General features: G+C 61.8%; 18 protein-coding genes and 1 tRNA gene. 12 read left to right on the plus strand and 7 right to left on the minus strand.

The window, feature by feature from the left end; all coding sequences use genetic code 11:
* Positions 1-7: 7 nt before the first annotated feature.
* The 8 genes from galU (at position 8) to IEC33019_RS05160 (ending at position 9,116) form a co-directional block, all read left to right on the plus strand.
* Positions 8-847, plus strand: a complete 840-nt coding sequence (galU, locus tag IEC33019_RS05125; RefSeq protein WP_070091600.1) for a UTP--glucose-1-phosphate uridylyltransferase GalU — start codon at positions 8-10, stop codon at positions 845-847.
* Between the two features lie 98 nt (positions 848-945).
* Positions 946-2,301 (plus strand): glutathione-disulfide reductase, encoded by a 1,356-nt coding sequence (gene gorA / locus IEC33019_RS05130; RefSeq protein ID WP_099593141.1) that lies wholly within the window; start codon positions 946-948, stop codon positions 2,299-2,301.
* A gap of 198 nt (positions 2,302-2,499) precedes the next feature.
* The gene (locus tag IEC33019_RS05135; RefSeq protein ID WP_070091598.1) at positions 2,500-3,030 is read left to right on the plus strand and encodes a fimbrial protein; all 531 of its coding nucleotides are present in this window, start codon (positions 2,500-2,502) and stop codon (positions 3,028-3,030) included.
* A gap of 59 nt (positions 3,031-3,089) precedes the next feature.
* A complete protein-coding gene (locus tag IEC33019_RS05140) occupies positions 3,090-3,824 on the plus strand; it encodes a fimbrial biogenesis chaperone (RefSeq protein ID WP_070091597.1) in 735 nt (244 codons plus the stop codon).
* Positions 3,825-3,833: 9 nt separating this feature from the next.
* Positions 3,834-6,278, plus strand: a complete 2,445-nt coding sequence (locus tag IEC33019_RS05145; RefSeq protein WP_081337409.1) for a fimbria/pilus outer membrane usher protein — start codon at positions 3,834-3,836, stop codon at positions 6,276-6,278.
* Between the two features lie 138 nt (positions 6,279-6,416).
* Positions 6,417-6,980 (plus strand): alkyl hydroperoxide reductase subunit C, encoded by a 564-nt coding sequence (ahpC, locus tag IEC33019_RS05150; RefSeq protein ID WP_070091596.1) that lies wholly within the window; start codon positions 6,417-6,419, stop codon positions 6,978-6,980.
* A gap of 188 nt (positions 6,981-7,168) precedes the next feature.
* A complete protein-coding gene (gene ahpF / locus IEC33019_RS05155) occupies positions 7,169-8,731 on the plus strand; it encodes an alkyl hydroperoxide reductase subunit F (protein WP_070091595.1) in 1,563 nt (520 codons plus the stop codon).
* A 193-nt stretch (positions 8,732-8,924) separates the two neighbouring features.
* On the plus strand, positions 8,925-9,116 hold the full coding sequence (locus IEC33019_RS05160) for a hypothetical protein (protein WP_070091594.1): 192 nt from the start codon (positions 8,925-8,927) through the stop codon (positions 9,114-9,116).
* A gap of 1 nt (position 9,117) precedes the next feature.
* Here the strand turns inward: IEC33019_RS05160 and IEC33019_RS05165 are convergent, their stop codons facing one another.
* From IEC33019_RS05165 to nhaR, 3 genes are all read right to left on the minus strand, one after another.
* Positions 9,118-9,765 (minus strand): YceH family protein, encoded by a 648-nt coding sequence (locus tag IEC33019_RS05165; protein ID WP_070091593.1) that lies wholly within the window; start codon positions 9,763-9,765, stop codon positions 9,118-9,120.
* Between the two features lie 136 nt (positions 9,766-9,901).
* The gene (gene sstT / locus IEC33019_RS05170) at positions 9,902-11,113 is read right to left on the minus strand and encodes a serine/threonine transporter SstT (protein WP_070091592.1); all 1,212 of its coding nucleotides are present in this window, start codon (positions 11,111-11,113) and stop codon (positions 9,902-9,904) included.
* 128 nt (positions 11,114-11,241) lie between these two features.
* Positions 11,242-12,135 carry a transcriptional activator NhaR gene (nhaR, locus tag IEC33019_RS05175; protein WP_070091591.1) on the minus strand — a complete coding sequence of 298 codons (894 nt, stop codon included), beginning with the start codon at positions 12,133-12,135 and terminating at the stop codon, positions 11,242-11,244.
* Between the two features lie 136 nt (positions 12,136-12,271).
* Between nhaR and IEC33019_RS05180 the strand changes: the two genes are divergently transcribed.
* Positions 12,272-12,511 carry a hypothetical protein gene (locus IEC33019_RS05180; protein WP_070091590.1) on the plus strand — a complete coding sequence of 80 codons (240 nt, stop codon included), beginning with the start codon at positions 12,272-12,274 and terminating at the stop codon, positions 12,509-12,511.
* Positions 12,512-12,536: 25 nt separating this feature from the next.
* On the plus strand, positions 12,537-13,289 hold the full coding sequence (locus IEC33019_RS05185; RefSeq protein ID WP_070091589.1) for a TerC family protein: 753 nt from the start codon (positions 12,537-12,539) through the stop codon (positions 13,287-13,289).
* Between the two features lie 124 nt (positions 13,290-13,413).
* Here the strand turns inward: IEC33019_RS05185 and IEC33019_RS27495 are convergent, their stop codons facing one another.
* Positions 13,414-13,590, minus strand: coding sequence for a hypothetical protein (locus IEC33019_RS27495; protein WP_170831744.1), 177 nt, complete (start codon positions 13,588-13,590; stop codon positions 13,414-13,416).
* 157 nt (positions 13,591-13,747) lie between these two features.
* Here IEC33019_RS27495 and IEC33019_RS05190 point away from each other — a divergent pair, with 157 nt between their 5' ends.
* Positions 13,748-14,479 carry a peptidase C39 family protein gene (locus tag IEC33019_RS05190; RefSeq protein ID WP_070091588.1) on the plus strand — a complete coding sequence of 244 codons (732 nt, stop codon included), beginning with the start codon at positions 13,748-13,750 and terminating at the stop codon, positions 14,477-14,479.
* A 100-nt stretch (positions 14,480-14,579) separates the two neighbouring features.
* On the opposite strand, the gene IEC33019_RS05195 is transcribed toward IEC33019_RS05190, so the two are convergent.
* Entirely contained in the window at positions 14,580-15,863 is a 1,284-nt protein-coding gene (locus IEC33019_RS05195) for an NAD(P)/FAD-dependent oxidoreductase (protein ID WP_099593145.1), read from the minus strand.
* 201 nt (positions 15,864-16,064) lie between these two features.
* On the opposite strand from IEC33019_RS05195, the gene IEC33019_RS05200 reads away from it, so the two are divergent.
* Positions 16,065-16,141: transfer RNA gene (locus IEC33019_RS05200), tRNA-Val, on the plus strand.
* Positions 16,142-16,463: 322 nt separating this feature from the next.
* On the opposite strand, the gene IEC33019_RS05210 is transcribed toward IEC33019_RS05200, so the two are convergent.
* Positions 16,464-17,825 carry a chloride channel protein gene (locus IEC33019_RS05210; RefSeq protein WP_070091585.1) on the minus strand — a complete coding sequence of 454 codons (1,362 nt, stop codon included), beginning with the start codon at positions 17,823-17,825 and terminating at the stop codon, positions 16,464-16,466.
* A gap of 138 nt (positions 17,826-17,963) precedes the next feature.
* Entirely contained in the window at positions 17,964-19,325 is a 1,362-nt protein-coding gene (nhaA, locus tag IEC33019_RS05215) for a Na+/H+ antiporter NhaA (protein WP_070091584.1), read from the minus strand.
* Between the last annotated feature and the right edge of the window lie 23 nt (positions 19,326-19,348).

The raw sequence follows: 19,348 nt of genomic DNA on the forward strand, positions 1-19,348 counted from the left end.
GATGTATATGATCAAAAAATGCTTGTTCCCGGCAGCCGGCTACGGCACCCGCTTCCTGCCTGCTACCAAAGCCATGCCCAAGGAAATGCTGCCGGTGGTCAACAAGCCACTGATCCAGTATGGCGTTGAAGAGGCGTTGGATGCAGGTCTGAGCGAGATCTCCATCGTCACCGGCCGCGGCAAGCGCGCCCTGGAAGACCACTTCGACATCAGCTATGAGCTGGAAAACCAGATCAAAGGCACCGACAAGGAAAAATACCTGGTCGGTATCCGCCGCCTGCTGGACGAGTGTTCCTTCTCCTACACCCGTCAGACCGAAATGAAGGGCCTGGGCCACGCCATTCTCACTGGCCGCCCACTGATCGGTGACGAGCCGTTCGCCGTGGTGCTGGCAGACGACCTGTGCGTCAACCCTGAAGGCGACGGCATCCTCACCCAGATGGTCAAGCTGTACAACCAGTTCCGTTGCTCGATCGTCGCCATCCAGGAAGTCGATCCGCAGGAAACCAACAAGTACGGTGTGATCGCGGGCGACATGATTCGCGATGACATCTACCGCGTCACCAACATGGTCGAGAAGCCCAAGCCGGAAGACGCACCGTCCAACCTGGCGATCATCGGTCGCTACATCCTCACCCCGGATATCTTCGACATCATCCAGAGCACCGAGCCAGGCAAAGGCGGCGAAATCCAGATCACCGACGCGCTGATGAAGCAAGCCCAGGACGGCTGCGTGCTGGCCTACAAGTTCAAGGGCAAGCGTTTCGACTGCGGTGGCGCCGAAGGCTACATCGAGGCGACCAACTTCTGCTTCGAGAACTACTACAAGACTGGCAAGGCGTACTGATCCGTCCGTGCTGGTACGAAAGCCACCCCTCGGGGTGGCTTTTTTGTTCCCGGCGAATAACGGCGGTATGCTGGTCGCCAGCCAAGGAGACTGAATACATGGCCTACGATTTTGATCTGTTCGTGATTGGCGCCGGTTCCGGCGGTGTACGCGCGGCGCGTTTCGCCGCAGGCTTCGGTGCCAAGGTGGCCGTGGCCGAAAGTCGCTACCTGGGCGGCACCTGTGTCAACGTCGGTTGCGTACCGAAAAAGCTGCTGGTGTACGGCGCCCATGTGGCCGATGAGCTTGAGCAGGCCGCCGGTTTTGGCTGGACGCTGGAAGAAGGGCACTTCGACTGGGGTACCTTGATCGCCAACAAGAACCGGGAGATCGAGCGCCTCAACGGTATCTACCGCAACCTGCTGGTCAACAGCGGCGTGACCTTGTTGCAAGGGCATGCCTACATCACTGGTGCCCATGAGGTCGAAGTCGAAGGCCAGCGGTACAGCGCCGAACATATTCTCATTGCCACCGGTGGCTGGCCGCAGGTGCCGGACATTCCAGGCAAGGAGCTGGCGATCACCTCCAACGAGGCGTTCTACCTCAAGGAACTGCCGCGTCGCGTGCTGGTGGTCGGCGGCGGCTACATCGCCGTGGAGTTTGCCGGCATCTTCCAAGGCCTGGGCGCCGATACCACGCTGCTGTACCGCGGTGATCTGTTCCTGCGCGGCTTCGATGGCTCGGTGCGTACCCACCTCAAGGAAGAGCTCCAAAAACGTGGCCTGGATCTTCAGTTCAACGCCGATATCCAGCGCATCGACCAGCAGGACGATGGCAGCCTCAAGGCGACCCTCAAGGATGGTCGCGAGCTGATCGCCGATTGCGTGTTCTACGCAACCGGGCGGCGCCCGATGCTGGACAACCTGGGGCTGGAAAACACCGGTGTCGAACTCGATGCCCGTGGCTTCATCCGGGTGGACGAGCAGTACCAGACCACCGAGCCCTCGATCATCGCCATCGGTGATGTGATCGGTCGCGTTCAGCTCACCCCAGTGGCCTTGGCCGAAGGCATGGCGGTGGCACGTCGCCTGTTCAAGCCCGAGCAATACCGAGCGGTGGACTACCAGAACATCCCTACCGCCGTGTTCAGCCAGCCGCCGATCGGCACGGTGGGCCTGACCGAGGAGCAGGCGCTTGAGGCCGGGCACAAGGTTCAGATCTTCGAAAGCCGCTTCCGCGCCATGAAACTGACCCTGACGGACATTCAGGAAAAGACCTTGATGAAACTGGTGGTCGATGCCGAGACCGACAAGGTCCTGGGCTGCCACATGGTCGGGCCGGATGCCGGGGAGATCATCCAAGGCCTGGGTGTGGCCCTGAAAGCCGGCGCAACCAAGCAGCAGTTCGACGAAACCATCGGCGTGCACCCGACGGCCGCCGAAGAGTTCGTGACGATGCGCACGGCAACACGCTGATCGCGCCTTTTCCGTTCCTGCATGGCCTCGCCGCGACGAGGCCATGATTCTTACTTACCAGTTGAGACTTTCATCTACATGACTGGTAAGTCATCCGACATCTTGTTCCTGGGACCTTGCTGATACTGCGCCTACGTCCGGCAACCGGACGCAGCCTGACACGTGTCAGAGCTTTACATCAGCAATCAGAAGGTGATCATGAACAAACTTTCCAAAGCCTTGTGCGCAGCCTGTGGCAGCGCGCTTCTCTATGCCGGCATCGCGCAGGCGGATCACGGCGAAATCAGCTTCAGTGGCCAAGTGCTTGCGCCGACCTGCATCGTCAATGGCGGCAATGGCAACCTGCCGGTCAGCCTGCCGGACGTCAATGCGACGTTGCTCTCTCGGCCTGGGCAGGTGGCCGGGCAAACGTCCTTCCAACTGCGCTTGACCAACTGCGCCCCAACCGTAAGCCGAGTCTCGACCTACTTCGAACCGGGGCCGAGCATCAGTCCTGAAGGCAGGCTCATCGTGGATGCCGGCGGCAGTCGCAATGTCCAGATAGAGCTGCTCAACAGCAGCCTCGCACCGATGGACCTGTTGGCCGCAAAACGCAGCCAGCGCTCCCAGCTGGTGCAGGTCGTCGGTGGCAACGCCACGCTCGACTATCACGCGCGTTACTACGCGACCGGAGCCGCTACGCCAGGGCTGGTTTCCACCCGCGTCCAGTATTCGCTCGATTACCTCTGAGCTTCCTCGGGCAGGCGTCAGCGCCTGCCCTCGCTGCCATTCACAGAAGTAGGCATTCGATGTTCGTTCAACTCAACGCTCTCAGGCGCTGGGCGCTGCTGGCTATATGGCTGTCCTGCGCCGATGCGAGTGCCAGCGTGGTCATTTCCAGTACACGTGTCGTCTATCCGGCCGACCAGACCGAAATCACCCTTAAACTCAGCAATGAAGGGCGCAACCCGTCCCTGGTCCAGGCCTGGATCGATGAGGGGCCTGCCCAGACGGATGCCCAGACGCTACAGGCTCCGTTCAGCCTGGTGCCCTCGCTGTTTCGTCTGGACCCTGGCAAAGGGCAGAGCCTGAGGCTGTTCCATACGGGTGAAACGATGCCCGAGGACCGTGAGAGCCTGTACTGGCTCAATGTGCTCGACGTCCCACCCAAAGGCGCGGGCAACAGTCTTCAGGTTTCCCTACGTACCCGTATCAAGCTGTTCTATCGCCCTACGAAGTTGCCGGGCAATGTCGCAGAAGCGCATCAGACCTTGCGCTGGCGTGTCCTGCGCCATGGGGGCGGCGGGGTATTGCAGGCAGACAACCCCAGCCCGTACTTCGTCAATCTGGCCAAGTTGGAGGTGCACCAGGGGAGTCAGGTGCTCGACCTCGAGCCGGGCCACATAGCCCCTTTCTCGAACACTCGATTCAACGCGCCAGGCTTGAAGGTTGGCGGCGCCGTCGAGGTGCGCTACGCGTTCATCGATGACTACGGTGCGGTTCATGAGCGGCCAGAGGCCGTGAGCCTCGAGTGGACGAACTGAGGTGGGCCCATGAGTCGCGGGACGTTCATCGGCAGCTTGCCCGGGTGCTTGGTTGCCAGCCTGGGGATGGGGCCGGCCACGGCGATCGAGTTTGACGCAGGGTTGCTCAGGCAAGGGTCGTCACTGGACTTGCGCCGTTTCGAGGGGGAAGCCGTCGTTCCGCAAGGGCATTTCACGTTGGATGTTGTACTCAACCAGCAATGGAAAGGTCGGTTACCGGTCTTGTTGAAGAGTCAATCACCCGGTGACCAGGCAACACCTTGCTACAGCGAGGGCTTGTTGGAGCGTCTGGGCCTGGATCTGCAATCCTTGGCCAGCGATACCCTGCAACGCCTCAAGAAGGATGGCGGCTGCCTGGCACTGTCTGAGTTACAAGTGCCCGCCAGCGAGACACTGGATTTTGGCGCATTGCGGTTGGATCTGGTGGTGGCGCAACAGGTTCTAAGCCGTCAATCCGACGGCCACTTTCCTGCGGATCAGTGGGACAGTGGGGTGAGCGCGGGTTTTATCGATTACCGATTCAACCGCTATCAACAGAATGCCTTGCAGCAGGGCGGTCGTACTCGTCAAGAGTTCCTGGGCCTGCGCATGGGGTTGAACACAGGTGATTGGTACTGGCGTCACGAGGGGCGCTGGCAAGGGGGGGACACAGGCGCTTCGTACTACCAGGCGGGTGGATTGTCGGTCAGGCGGGATATCCCAAAGTGGTCGTCGCAAGTGACACTCGGTGATAGCTACAGCCGTGGCGACGTTTTTGATGCCAGTGCGTTACGGGGCGTGTTGTTGAACAATGACGAGCGCATGCTCCCGCACGCCCAGCGCGGTTTTTCCCCCGTGGTCAGCGGTGTGGCCAACAGCACGGCGTTGCTGAGCATCCGCCAGCGCGGTGTGCTGGTGCACGAGTCGACGGTCGCCCCTGGCCCTTTCGAAATCGATGACCTCTACGCCAGCGGTCTGAACGACGATCTTGAGGTCACCCTGCGCGAGGCCGATGGCGATGTGCGTACCTTCTTCGTGCCGAGCCAGGCCGCGCCGCTTGCCTTGCGTCCGGGAAGCAAGCGGTTCGAGTTCGGTGCGGGTGTCTGGCGCGACGAGCTGGGGCAGACAGGGCCAGGTCACCTGCAGGGGAGTTGGCAGCAAGGGCTGAACAATCACCTGAGTCTGCATGGCGGTGGCTGGTTGGCCACCGATTATCTGGCCAGTGCCATGGGGGTCGCGATCAATAGTGGCTTTGGCGCTGTCGGCCTGACCGGCTACCACAGCCGCGTTTCGCTGGACCGGGACGTTGCAGGGCAGGCCTGGCGGATAAGCTGGCGACACAGGCTCGCCGCGTGGGGTACCGACGTTGGCGCGACCTTGATGCAAAGCGAGGGTTACTATCGTTTCGATGATTTTGCTCAGGCGAACCAGGGCCAGTCGCTGGTCTCCGCGCGTCGACGTGTCGGGCTCACCCTCAACCAGCCGCTGGGCTCGCAAGGAGGTCGTCTGGCGCTGACGGCCGGTTGGGGGCAGGGCGCAGACAACCACAACAGCTACAGTCTGGGCTACAACAACCATCTGGGAAAACTCAACTACGGGCTGCGGCTCAGCCGTGAACGGCGACCTTCTGGCCAGGCGCTCGATAGGTTCACGTTCACGGCCAGCCTGCCGCTTGGGGAGCGGCGGCGTGCTTCGTTGAGCAGTGGAATGACGGTGGACTCGCAGGGGCTCGGCCGTTCGAATGTGCGTTGGCGTACAACGGCTGGGGAGCGTGAGCAATGGGGGTATGGCCTGGCCGCCGTGCGTCAGGAAGGGCCTCGGGGTGGGGCGGGGTTCGATGCCAATCTGCTGCATCGTGGCTCGTTTGGCGAACTGAGCGCCTCGTTCGCCGATCGGCACACTCATCGTCAAGCCACGCTGGGCGCCCAAGGGGCGCTGGTTGCCCATCCGGGGGGCTTGTCCCTGGCGCCGCCTTTGGGTGAAAGCTTTGCCATCGTCCATGCGCCGGGCGCGAATGCGGCGCGGCTTCGCCAGCATCCTCAAATACGCCTCGATGAGCGCGGGTTCGCGGTGGTGCCTGCGTTGCTGCCTTATGGCCTGAACACGGTGGAGCTCGACCCGAAGGGTATGTCCACGGATGTCGAACTGCAACTCACTGGCCAGTCGGTGGTGCCTCGGTCAGGTGCGGCGAGTTGGTTGCACTATCCGACCCGTAGCGGTCATCCACTGATGCTGCATGCGCTCAAGGAGGATGGACAGGCACTGCCCTTCGGTGCATTGGTGCTGGATGAGGTAGGCAGTGAGCGAGGCATGGTCGGCCAGGGCAGCCGCCTGCATGTGCGGGGCGACGGGCAGCGAGGCCGGCTCAAGGTGATCTGGGGGGAGGCGAGTGATCAACAGTGCTGGCTGGACTATAGCGCCAATCCCAGTGGGAGGCTCGAAGCGTCGTCATGCGCAACGGTCGGCCCGTCTTAGGAATCAAAGCATCTATTGAGTCCTGAGACTTATAGCCAAAACCAATCACAAGCATGAGGTTTGCCAATGAGCCTTTATCGGAACAGGCGGTTAGGATTCTCTCCGTCAACTGATTTCAACCCATGAAGGAGCGTCTCCATGCCTATCATCAACAGCCAGGTCAAACCGTTCAACGCGACTGCCTACCACAAGGGCGAATTCGTCCAGGTCAGCGAAGCCGACCTCAAAGGCAAGTGGTCTGTCGTGTTCTTCTACCCAGCTGACTTCACTTTCGTTTGCCCGACCGAGCTGGGTGACCTTGCTGACAACTACGCCGAGTTCCAGAAACTGGGCGTGGAAATCTACGGCGTGTCCACCGACACCCACTTCACCCACAAAGCCTGGCACGACACTTCGGACACCATCGGCAAGATCCAGTACCCGCTGATCGGTGACCCGACCCACGTCATCGCCCGCAACTTCGACGTGCTGATCGAAGAAGCCGGTCTGGCTGATCGCGGTACCTTCGTGATCAACCCGGAAGGTCAGATCAAAATCGTCGAAATCAACGACGGCGGCGTAGGCCGTGACGCCAGCGAACTGCTGCGCAAGGTCAAGGCTGCCCAGTACGTCGCTGCTCACCCAGGCGAAGTCTGCCCGGCCAAGTGGAAAGAAGGCGAAGCCACCCTGGCTCCGTCCCTGGACCTGGTCGGCAAGATCTGATTTTCGCCCGATAAGCGCCTGCGCGACGACCATGCTGCGCAGGTACTTCTCGAACGAAAATCCGCCGATGTGCATGTCGTGGGCGGTAGCCAGCCGCCAAAGCTGAAGTAGCAACCGCCCCGTAAAAACGCCCGGGCGCTATCGCCTGGGCGTTTTTGTATCCGAGTTTTGAAAAAGGAATCGCCCGTATGTTGGACGCCACGCTTAAATCGCAACTGAAAACCTACCTGGAGCGGGTCACCCAGCCGATAGAGATCGTTGCTTCCCTCGACGACGGCGCGAAATCCCGCGAATTGCACGACCTGCTGGTGGAAATCGCCGGCTTGTCGAACCTCATTACCTTGCGCGAGGATGGCGCCGACGCCCGTCGCCCCTCGTTCTCGCTCAACCGCCCGGGGGCTGACATCAGCCTGCGCTTCGCCGGCATCCCCATGGGCCACGAATTCACCTCCCTGGTGCTGGCGCTGCTTCAGGTCGGCGGCCATCCCTCCAAGGCCAGCGTCGAGGTAATCGAACAGATCCAGGCTCTGGAAGGCGAATTTACCTTCGAAACCTACTTCTCGCTGTCGTGCCAGAACTGCCCGGACGTCGTCCAGGCTCTGAACCTGATGGCCGTGCTCAACCCCAACGTGCGACATGTGGCTATCGACGGTGCGCTGTTCCAAGATGAAGTCGAATCGCGCAAGGTCATGGCGGTGCCGAGCATCTACCTCAACGGCGAAGTCTTCGGCCAGGGCCGCATGGGCCTGGAGGAAATCCTCGGCAAGATCGACACCAACGCTGGCGCCCGTGAGGCCGAGAAGATCAACGCGAAGGACGCCTTCGATGTGCTAGTGGTTGGCGGTGGTCCCGCAGGCGCTTCGGCAGCCATTTATGCGGCGCGCAAAGGCATCCGTACCGGTGTTGCTGCCGAGCGTTTCGGTGGCCAGGTGCTCGATACCCTGGCGATCGAAAACTTCATTTCCGTACAGGAGACCGAAGGGCCGAAGCTGGCCAGGGCCTTGGAAGAACACGTCAAGCAGTACGATGTGGACATCATGAACCTGCAACGCGGCGAAGCGTTGATCCCGGGCACCAATGGCGCTCTGCACGAGGTGCGTCTGGCCGGCGGCGCCTCGCTCAAGGCCAAGACCGTGATCCTCGCCACGGGTGCCCGCTGGCGCGAAATGAACGTGCCGGGTGAACAGGAGTACCGTGCTCGTGGCGTAGCCTACTGCCCACACTGTGATGGCCCGCTGTTCAAGGGCAAGCGTGTGGCGGTGATCGGAGGGGGCAACTCCGGTGTGGAAGCGGCCATCGACCTGGCCGGCATCGTCGCCCAGGTGACCCTGATCGAGTTCGACAGCCAACTGCGCGCCGATGCCGTGCTGCAACGCAAGCTGCACAGCCTGCCGAACGTGAAGGTCATCACCAGCGCCCTCACCACCGAGGTGCTGGGCAATGGCGAAAAGGTCACGGGCCTGCGCTACAAGGACCGCAACAGCGATGAGCTGCACGACCTGGCGCTTGAAGGCATCTTCGTGCAGATCGGCCTGCTGCCGAACACCGACTGGCTCAAGGGCACGGTCGAGCTGTCGCCGCGTGGTGAGATCATCGTCGACGCCAAGGGGCAGACCAATATTCCCGGCGTGTTCGCTGCCGGCGACGTGACCACGGTGCCGTACAAGCAGATCGTCATCGCCGTGGGCGAAGGGGCCAAGGCTTCACTGGCCGCCTTCGACCACCTGATTCGTACTTCGGCACCGGCCTGAGTCGAACCGTAGCCTGAGAAAACGCCGCCCCCCCTTTGAGAGTGGCGGCGTTTTCATGTGGGGCAGAGCGCTTTGTGGGTACGGGCTTGCTCGCGAACAGGCCGGTACAGGCGGCTCGATACGATCGGTCCTGCAGAGCGCTGCAGCGCAGGTGTCTATTATGAATGACAGATACCTGACGGACCCATGAGCCATGACCCCGATCAGCCGCGAACCCTGGTGGCTAGAGCCACCCAAGCCCGGGCAGAAGGAGCAGGACCTGCACTGGGGTTACCTGGAGATCTACGCCGACGGGCGCACGGTCTTCGTCGACCAGCGCCCCAGCGACCAGGAACTGGCTGAGCGCAAGAGTTGCCGCAACTTCCCTGATGCCGATCAGCCCTGACTCACCCCTCCAATACAGCGAGGCGCGCTTCCAGCGCCGCGACGCGTGCTTCCAGCGCCTCGATCCGCTCATCCGAGACATGGGCGCCGCTGCTGCGTTCGCCGCCACCCTGCTGGCGCGCAGCCAGGATCGCCTCGATTTCCGCTGGGTCGCCCAAAGCGTGGGTGTAGCGGTCTTCGCGTTGACCGGCCTGGCGTGGCAGGTGCAGCGCCAGGCCTCGTGAAATCAGGCGCTCGAGCTGGTGCTGGATCTGGTCGACGTCTTCGAAGTCATGGAGGCGGTTGCTGCGGGTCAGCAGTTCGTTAAGAGTCTGTGGCCCGCGCAGGAACATCAGTCCCATCAGCACCAGTTGTGCTGGCACCAGTTCCAATGCCTTGTCCACCCGTTGCTCCCAGCGATCGGCCCGGCTGCCCATCTGCAGTCGGATCATCTCTTGCCCTTCGAGGGTGCGCAGGGCTTGGCCGACCTGGCCGGGGGAGAGGTTCATCACCGGTTCACGGCTGGTCTTCTGGTTACAGGCCAGCACCAGGGCGTTGAGGGTCAGCGGGTAGGTTTCCGGGCTGGTGGCTTGCTTTTCGATCAGCGAACCGAGCACGCGGATCTCGATGCTGCTGAAACGGCCTTCGCCTGCGGTTTCGTGTTCTGACATGGCCCTGTCTCATTGCGAGGAAAAGGCCACTAGCCTAGGTAAAGCTGCCGCGTTAGGCAATTGGGACCGCTCCCGCAGGAGTATCTGCAGGAGCGATCTTGTGTCACGAAAGGGCCGCATAGCGGCCCCTGCGGACTCAAGCGCTACGACGTTCCTGCCCCAGACACGCCGCCGCGGTGAACAGTACATCGGTCGAGGAGTTGAGCGCGGTCTCGGCTGAATCCTGCAACACCCCAATGATGAAACCGACTGCTACCACCTGCATGGCGATCTCGCTTGGGATCCCGAACAGGCTGCAGGCCAGCGGAATCAACAACAGCGAGCCACCAGCCACGCCTGAGGCGCCGCAGGCGCACACGGCCGCCACCACGCTCAGCAGTACAGCGGTCGGCAGATCCACGGGAATGCCCAGGGTGTGTACGGCGGCCAGGGTCAGCACGGTGATGGTGATCGCCGCGCCCGCCATGTTGATGGTCGCACCCAGTGGGATCGACACCGAATAGGTGTCTTCATGCAACCCAAGCTTCTCCGAGAGCGCCAGGTTGACCGGAATGTTGGCCGCCGAGCTGCGGGTGAAGAACGCTGTGATGCCGCTTTCGCGTAGGCACATGAAGACCAGCGGGTAGGGGTTGCGACGGATTTTCCAGAACACGATCAGCGGATTGACCACCAAGGCCACGAACAGCATGCAGCCGATCAGCACCATCAGCAGATGCAGATAGCCGAGCAGGGCGTCCAGGCCCGACTGGGCCAGGGTCGAGGCGACCAGGCCGAAGATGCCCAAGGGCGCGAAGCGAATGACCACCCGTACGATCAACGTGACGCCGTTGGACAAGTCCTCGACCACGCTGCGGGTGGTTTCTCCAGCATGACGGATGGCTACGCCCAGGCCGATGGCCCACGTCAGAATGCCGATGAAGTTGGCATTGAGCAGTGCATTGACCGGGTTGTCCACGGCGCTCAGGGCCAGGCCTTGCAGCACTTCGCTGATGCCGCCAGGCGCAGTGAGCGAGACATCGCCGGTGCTGAGCACCAGGTTGGACGGGAAGGCCATGCTGGCGACCACTGCCACTACCGAGGCGGCGAAGGTGCCTAGCAGGTACAGCCAGAGGATCGGCCTGATGTGGGTTTCCTGGCCATGTCGGTGGTTGGCGATCGAGGCCATGACCAGGATGAACACCAGCACCGGTGCGACGGCTTTCAGTGCGCTGACGAAGACTTTGCCGAGAAAGGCGAGGTCGCGGGCGATCGCCGGGGCGAGCAGGGCCAGGACAATGCCGGCCACCAGGCCGATGCAGATCTGCGTCACCAGGCCGGTGCGGTTGATGAAACGAAGGACGGGTGTCATGTGCAGCAGAATCTCGTTTTTGTAAAACCGCCAACTTTAACACAGAGCTCTGTAGGCCTGTTCTGAGCTCGGACGTCCGGGCTGCTTCGTCGCCTTCGCAGGTTGCGGCGCCTGCAAGAACGCTGTAGTCACCAATGAAACAGCTCCCGACGCGCCCCTTCGGTAATGGCCACGATGCCCGGGTGGGTCACCTTGCGTTCCACCGAGATGGCATAGAAGGACTCGTTCACCGCCTCGGTCTGCCCGATCAGCTCGACGCCATACTGGCGGCACACTTCTTCGGCGATCACGCTGGGTGCCACGAAAATCCCACTACCGGACTGCCCGAAGGCCTGCATCAAGGCACTGTCATCGAATTCGCCGATGATCCGTGGGTGCAGCTGCTGCTCGGCCAACCAACGTAGCAACCGGCTGCGGACCACGGTCTCCTGGCCCGGGATCAACAGCGGTGCGTCGTCCAGGCAGGCAGGGAACGGTTGGGAATGCTGGCGCGCCAGCGCCGGGGTGGCGAAGAAACTCAGGCCACATTCACCCAGTTTCTGGCTGTAGCCTTTGATGTCCAGGTGGCCGGGCATCGGGCTGTCGGAGATCACCAGGTCGAGGCGCTGGATGGCCAGGTCAGCCAGCAGGCGTTCGAGTTTGTCTTCGCGGCAATTGATGCGCAGCACGTTGTCCAGTTCCATGGTCGGCGCCAGCAGGCGATAGACAATGGACTTGGGCACGACGTCGGCGACACCTACGCGAAACAAGATCTGCTCCTGCGGGCCTGCACGCAGCAGGGCTTCCAGCTCGCTGCCAATCTGGAACATCTGTTCGGCGTAGCCCAGGGTCTGGCGGCCGGTCTCGGTCAGCTCCAGCTGGCGCCCGACACGGTGGAACAGCTCCAGGCCGTAGGTCTGCTCGAGCAGGCTGATCTGCCCGCTGATGGTCTGGGGTGTCAGGTTCAGTTGTTCGCTGGCCCGGGCAATGCTGCCGGTCTTGGCCACCACCCAGAAGTAGTGAAGCTGCCGATAGTTGAGCATGGAAGACGCTTGATATTCGAGAAAACCGAAGTATAACCAGTAAAAATACGAATTTTCCTGAGGTGTCGCGCTCTTTAGAATCGCCACCTATCAGGCGTTACATGCGCCGTCGGAAATTCGAAACAGCGAGGACCCCATGTTGCAACTCAAATCCATCGGCACTCCCTTGGTGCTGGTCTTGGCCCTGTTCAGCCTTGCCGGCTGCGACCAGGCCGAGAAATCTGCCCAGCAGATGCTCGACCAGGCCGCCGAGTCGGCCAAGCAGGCGATCGACAAGACCAACGAAGCTGCTCAGCAGGCCTTGAGCGAGGCCATCGGCTCTGAGGGCGCCAAGCCCAAGGCCGCTGAAGATAAAAGCGGCACCCAGGACATCTGACCAGGACCCGATGCAGGACTAAATCATGGAATATTTGCTGGAACTCGCTGCAAGCCCCGCTGCCTGGGTCGCCCTGGCCACCCTGGTGGCCATGGAGATCGTGCTGGGTATCGACAACCTCATTTTCATCTCGATCCTCACCAACAAGTTACCTGAAGCCTACCGCTCCAAGGCGCGGCGTATCGGTATCAGCATGGCGCTGGTCATGCGTCTGGCGTTGCTCTCGACCGTGGCCTGGATCGTCCAGTTGACCGAGCCTGTGATCGATGTGTTCGGCCACAGCTTCTCCTGGAAAGACATGATTCTCATTGCCGGTGGTCTGTTCCTGCTGTGGAAAGCGACCAAGGAGATCCACGAAAGCGTCGACCCGCATGGCGCCAAGGAAGAAGCCAAGGCTGGCTCGAAGGTGACCCTGGGCTTCGCCGCCGCAATCGGCCAGATCCTGATGCTCGACATCGTCTTCTCGATCGACAGCATCATCACCGCCGTGGGCATGACCGAGCATCTGCCGATCATGATCATCGCTGTGATCAGTGCCGTAGTCGTGATGCTGGTAGCTGCCGACCCGCTGGCCAGGTTCATCAACGACAACCCGACGGTTGTGATGCTGGCGCTGGGCTTCCTGATCATGATCGGCATGACCCTGATCGCCGAAGGCTTCGGTGCCCATGTGCCAAAAGGCTACGTGTACGCCGCGATGGCCTTCTCTACCGCGATCGAAGTGCTCAACATCATGGCGCGCCGGGCGCGGCTCAAGCGCGAAGCTGCCGAGGGCTGATCACTCGGAGCGTAAAGGGAGGGGGCGCAGTGCGCCCCTTCGCTATTCAGGGATCAGGGAAATGGCAGCGAGGGGAGAGCGGTTGCCCTCGCGTGGGCTGCGCCGGCAGGCCTGGGCCGGCCGATCAGTGCGCCTCCAGGTGCCGCCGCGCACGACGCGTCGGCTGGGGCTTGGGCAACGGTTGCGGTGGCAGGTGATGATGAGAGTGCCTGCGCACGATGCGCAGCACCCCCCACAGCATGGCGGCAGCGACGCTCAACCACATCCCCACCAGCATCAGAATCGCCATTGTCAGGCTCATGTGTGCCTCCTTCTCTCAGGCGGACACTGGGCTCGCCTTCCAGACACTGCTTTAGTCTAGCCCGTAGGGCAGGGCGTTCCATTGACCGAAGGTCTATTCCCTTGGGCCGTTTCGTTCCAAGCCAGCGACGGGCTATACCCGAACACGTACCCAGCCTATGATCGGAGCCCAGGGCCGGGCGCTGCCTGCCTGGCGACGGAACAAGCGAGTGCCCATGTTGCAAGAAACCTTCACATCATCGCGCCGGCTGCTGGCTGCGTGCCTGGTCGCGGCCAGCCTGGCCGGTTGCGCCAGTGGTCCGTCGCCGGTCACGAAGGGCCAGGCGCAGCGGGTCGAGATCAGCAGCGTGCCGTTCTATCGCGGCAAGGCCAATCACAGCGGGGCCATGGCACTGGCGGCCCTGCTGTCGCAACAGGGCGTGGTCATCACGCCGGGGTTGCTGGAAAAACCCCTCAATCTGCCACAGGGCGCAGATGCGCTGGACACCGGTATTCCCAAGGTGGCGCGCGAATACGGCATGGTCGTCTATCCCTTGGACAAGCGTCTGGACGCCTTGCTGACCCAGGTGGCGGCAGGCAATCCGGTGCTATTGCGTTACGAAGAAGGTTCGGCCTTTTGGAGTGAGCCGCGCTACGCGGTGCTGATTGGCTATGACAGCTACAAGGGGCGGGTGCTGTTGCGTTCGGGGATGCAGCGTCGGCTGCTGATGGCGTTCGATGATTTCGAGGCCGCCTGGGCGAAGACGGGAAGTTGGGCGGTGCTGGTGCAGCCACCGAAGCAATTGCCGGCGCAGGTGGACCGCCAGCGCTGGCTGCAGGCTGCCGACGAACTGGCTCGGGCAGGCCAGGAGATCGCGGCGAAGCAGGCGGTCCGCAGCCTGGGCCAGTAATGCAATTGCGGGCCAAGCGCGCTCCTGTAGCCGGAAGCGCGCTTGGCCCGCAATAAGGCCGACAAAACCTGGGGCGACGCTTTTGTCGCCCCGGTGCGTCTTAGATGCCCAGGCGGTCGCGCAGGCTGTAGTACCAGGCGCCCAGGGCGCTGAACGGTACGCGCAGCAACTGACCACCCGGGAACGGGTAGTGCGGCAGGCCGGCGAAGGCGTCGAAGCGCTCGGCCTGGCCACGCAGAGCCTCGGCCAGCACCTTGCCCGCCAGGTGGGTGTAGGTCACGCCGTGACCGGAGCAGCCCTGGGAGTAGTAGATGTTGTCGCCGATACGACCCACTTGCGGCAGGCGCGACAGGGTCAGCAGGAAGTTGCCGGTCCAGGCGAAGTCGATCTTCACGTCCTTGAGCTGCGGGAAGGCCTTGAGCATCTTCGGACGGATGATGGCCTCGATGTTGGCCGGGTCGCGAGCACCGTAGACCACGCCACCGCCGAAGATCAGGCGCTTGTCGCTGGTCAGGCGGTAGTAGTCGAGCAGGTAGTTGCAGTCCTCGACGCAGTAGTCTTGTGGCAGCAGGGTACGGGCCAGTTCTTCGCTCAGCGGCTCGGTGGTGATCACCTGGGTGCCGCAGGGCATGGACTTGGCGGCCAGCTCGGGTACCAGGTTGCCCAGGTAGGCGTTACCGGCAACGATGATGAACTTGGCGCGCACCTTGCCTTGCGGGGTGTGCACGACCGGGTTGGCACCGCGCTCGATGCGCACGGCCGGGGTCTGCTCATAGATCACGCCACCCAGCGACTCGACCGCGGCGGCTTCGCCCAGGGCCAGGTTCAGTGGGTGGATGTGGCCGCCGCTCATGTCCAGCATGCCGCCGACATAGTTGTCGCAGGCGACCACTTCGCGGATGCGCTTCTGGTCCATCAGTTCCAGCTGGGTGTGGCCGAAGCGTTCCCACAGGCGCTTTTGCGATTCCAGGTGGCCCATCTGCTTGGCGCTCAGTGCAGCGAACACGCCGCCGTCTTTCAGGTCGCACTGGATGTTGTACTTGGCCACGCGCTCACGAATGATGCGCCCGCCTTCGAAGGCCATCTGACCCAGCAGTTGTGCCTGCTTGGGGCCGACGGTGCGCTCGATGACGTCGATGTCGCGGCTGTAGCTGTTGACGATCTGGCCGCCGTTACGGCCCGATGCGCCGAAGCCGACCTTGGCTGCCTCGACGATGCTCACCTTGAAGCCGTTTTCCAGCAGGAACAGGGCGCTGGAAAGGCCGGTGTAGCCCGCGCCGATGATGCAGATGTCAGTCTCCACCTCACCCTGCAGCGCCGGACGTGGCGGCACCGGGTTGGCCGAGGCGGCGTAGTAGGACTGGGGGTAGGGGGTATTGGCCATGCTCGGGGAACCTCGTGTTTTATATTTTTAACGAATGTACCGATGCTATCAATAATAATAAACACCCGCTAGTCGTCCGTTGAAAATCCTTTACTCCCCCCGTTGTTTCGCTTCGGGTAAATATTTTTAAGATTCAGTGGGTTAGCGCGAAAAAAACAGTTGACAGCGTTTTTGGAGCGCGTAGAATGCGCCCTCATCGACAGGCACATAGCTCAGTTGGTTAGAGCACCACCTTGACATGGTGGGGGTCGTTGGTTCGAGTCCAATTGTGCCTACCAAACAAAAGCCCCGGTTTTCCGGGCACCAAAAAGGGCGATCCGAAAGGGTCGCCCTTTTTGTTTTTGCAAATCGTTTGCAAAATCTCCCACCTGGGTTTTGTCCATTCCGACCTTGCCAGTCATCAGGAGCATGCGCTGCTTTCGAAGCAACCCGCTGCCTGTATGAAATGTGTTCGCGCGCAGGCCAGACAGGGCGAAACGGGGCGAGCCAGCGCAGAGCATCCGCCCCTGAGCCTGCGTGGGAGAAATAGCAATGCTCCCCAGGGGGCAGTCTCGCTGACTGAACATCTAGTCATGTTTGGTATGGGGCGCTGGATGCTGCTCAAGGTTTTTCAGCAGCGACCGGCTGGATAATGGCGGGCTCTGTAGGGGGAAGGCCAGCAGCATGAAGCTTATCGGTAATCTGCTTCGCAAGGGCATGGTACAGAGAAGTCGGAGATATCCATCCAGAAATGGCCGCCGCCATCAGTGTCGCTGCCAGCATGGGAATGGCTAGATCCGGACTGTGTGTCAGCTCAAGCACGATGACCGAGGCGGTCAGTGGGGAGCGGGTTACCCCGGCCAAGTATGCGCCCATTCCGAGCAGTGAGCAGGCTTGCGGGTCAACGTCAGGTAGCATGCTTAAGAGAGGCTCGAATGCCGCGCCGATGCTCAGCGAAGGCGAAAAGAGCCCGCCAGGAATCCCCGAGAGGTACGAGACGACATTGGCCAGAAACTTCCACAGGAGAAAGCTTGAATCCGTGATCGGTTGGCCTTCCAGCAAGGCACGGGTTTCATCGTACCCGGTGCCGAAAACATGATTGCCAGAAACCAGACCCAACGAGGCCAGCAGCAATCCGCAGATCGCAGCAAAACGCACCGGATAGCGCCCGCGTACCGCGCATAGCCGCCCAAGCACGCCCTTGTTAGTGGGCAGTACCAGCTTGGCGTAAAAGCCACCCAGCAGCCCTCCCAGAACTGCGCAGGCAGGTACGATGCTCCAGCCCCAGCCCATCGGCATCCGACCGCTGATTTCTCCAAAATAAGCGTAATGCCCCATCAGCCCCAAGGTGACGACTCCACCAATCAGTACCGCAGTGAGCACCAAGCCGCTGAAGCGTTGCTCGAACGTGCGGCTCAATTCCTCAATGGCAAACACCACCCCCGCCAAAGGTGTGTTGAAGGCCGCCGCGATACCCGCTGCGCCTCCCGCGAGCACCAGGCCCGCAATGGTTCGCCTGCCATGCAGGCCTAAACGCCGGCCAAAGGTATAGAGCACGGCCGCGCCGATGTGGACGGTGGGGCCTTCGCGGCCAACCGAGCCGCCGACCAACAGTGCGCCCAACGTCAGGCTCATGCGTGCCGCAGCCACGGGGAGCGAGAGTAATCGGGCGCGCAGCCGTCGAGAGGGCATTTCCAAGGCGGCTATGACTTGGGGAATGCCGCTGCCCTTGGCATTCTCAAACCATCGCTGCGTCAGATAAGCCAGGAGCGCGAAACCAAGCGGAGTGATGAGCAGAGGTGACCAAGGCGCCCATTCCAGCAAGCGCTTGAACGAAGCGAACGCCGCGTCGGCCAGCCAAGCGAACGCCAGGGCAACGAGCCCCACCAGCAGCGCCCCGACCCAGAATGCCAGTCGCTGACGCCATTCTCGCCAGCGTGAACGGCGAAGGAGGGAAGGTACAGGACGGGTAGGTTCGGACATTGCCCACACATGGCTGACTTGGAAAGCCGTGAGTATGGCGTGTTTTACCGGGCAGGCCTACCCGACACGGGGTGTAGTGGTGCCAGGTGGGGCGATCCACGTGCCCGCTTGCAATGGACCGCCCGTGCGAGGTTGGTGCTAGGTGGTCGAACGTGCCTTGGTAACAGAGGGGGCTTTTCGTATGCTCCACACCCCCCAGACCAAGCCAAGCGCGGCCGCGATCAGCGAAGCGGATAACACGCCTAGTTTGGCTGCCCCTAGCGAGCCTGGGTCGACGAAAGCGAGGTTGGCGATGAAGATTGACATGGTGAATCCGATACCGGCCAGCAGCCCAATCAAGATAATGCCGCGCCAGGTGACCTCGGCGGGAAGCGCGCACCAGCCCAAGCGCACCATCAGCCAACTGACGCTGACGATCCCCAGGGGCTTGCCTGCTACCAGGGCGACAGCGACGGCAAGCATTACCCACTGGGGTGTCTCAGCGGACAGATCGACCCCCGAAAGACTTACCCCAGCATTGGCCAAGGCGAACACCGGCATGATGCCGAAGGCTACCCAGGGGTGCAGGGCACCTTGCATACGTACCACCGGTGGTACCAGTTCGCGCTGCGCCAAGCGCAGTCGTTTCAGAGGGTCCATGAGGTCGCTGGCATCCTGCTCAGGCGCCTTGGCACGCCCTAGCAATTCTCCGGTAAAACGGGTGATTGCATCCAATGGGCGCTCACGCATTGGCATCGCGGTCACAGGTGTCATCAGGCCCAGCACAACGCCTGCGAGGGTCGGGTGGGCTCCGGTCAACAGGATCCCCAGCCAAGTGATCGCGCCAGGAATGACATAGGCGTAGGCAGCACCCACACCGATCTTCTGAAGCCCGATCACCATTAGCAGGCCGATCACCGCAACAACGAAACCGGTGTAATCAAGGCCGCCGGAATAGAAAAACGCGATGATCAGCACTGCGATGATGTCATCAATGATCGCCAGGGCCAGCAGAAACACACGGACGTTCGACGGGATCGACTTGCCGAGCAGCGCCAGTACCCCTACCGCGAAGGCGATATCTGTAGCCGTCGGTACTGCCCAGCCTCGTTGTTCTGCCGACGCGTGACCAAAACTCAGGTAGAGGAGCGCGGGTACCGCTACGCCGCCAATGGCGGCTGCCATGGGTAGCGTGGCTTGGCGCAGACTGGACAGTGCGCCCTCGTGGATCTCGCGACGGATCTCCATGCCTACAACCAGAAAGAAGATGGTCATCAAGCCATCATTGATCCAGAAATGCAGGGATTGCGAATAGATCAGCGAGCCCACGCCGAGCGTCAACGGCGTATGCCAAAGGGCTTCATAACTGTCGGCAGCCGGGGAGTTCGCCCAGATCAGTGCAGCGACAGCGGCAACCAGTAGAACAATGCCGCTGACCGCTTCGATGTGCACAAAGCGTTCAAGGTTGGCGAAGGCGCGCTCGGCCAGTTTGTGGGCGCGAGGCAATTCCTTTGTATGCATAGGCGCAAGTACTCCCGCATGGC

This window comes from Pseudomonas putida (assembly GCF_002741075.1).
Lineage (GTDB): Bacteria > Pseudomonadota > Gammaproteobacteria > Pseudomonadales > Pseudomonadaceae > Aquipseudomonas > Aquipseudomonas putida_T.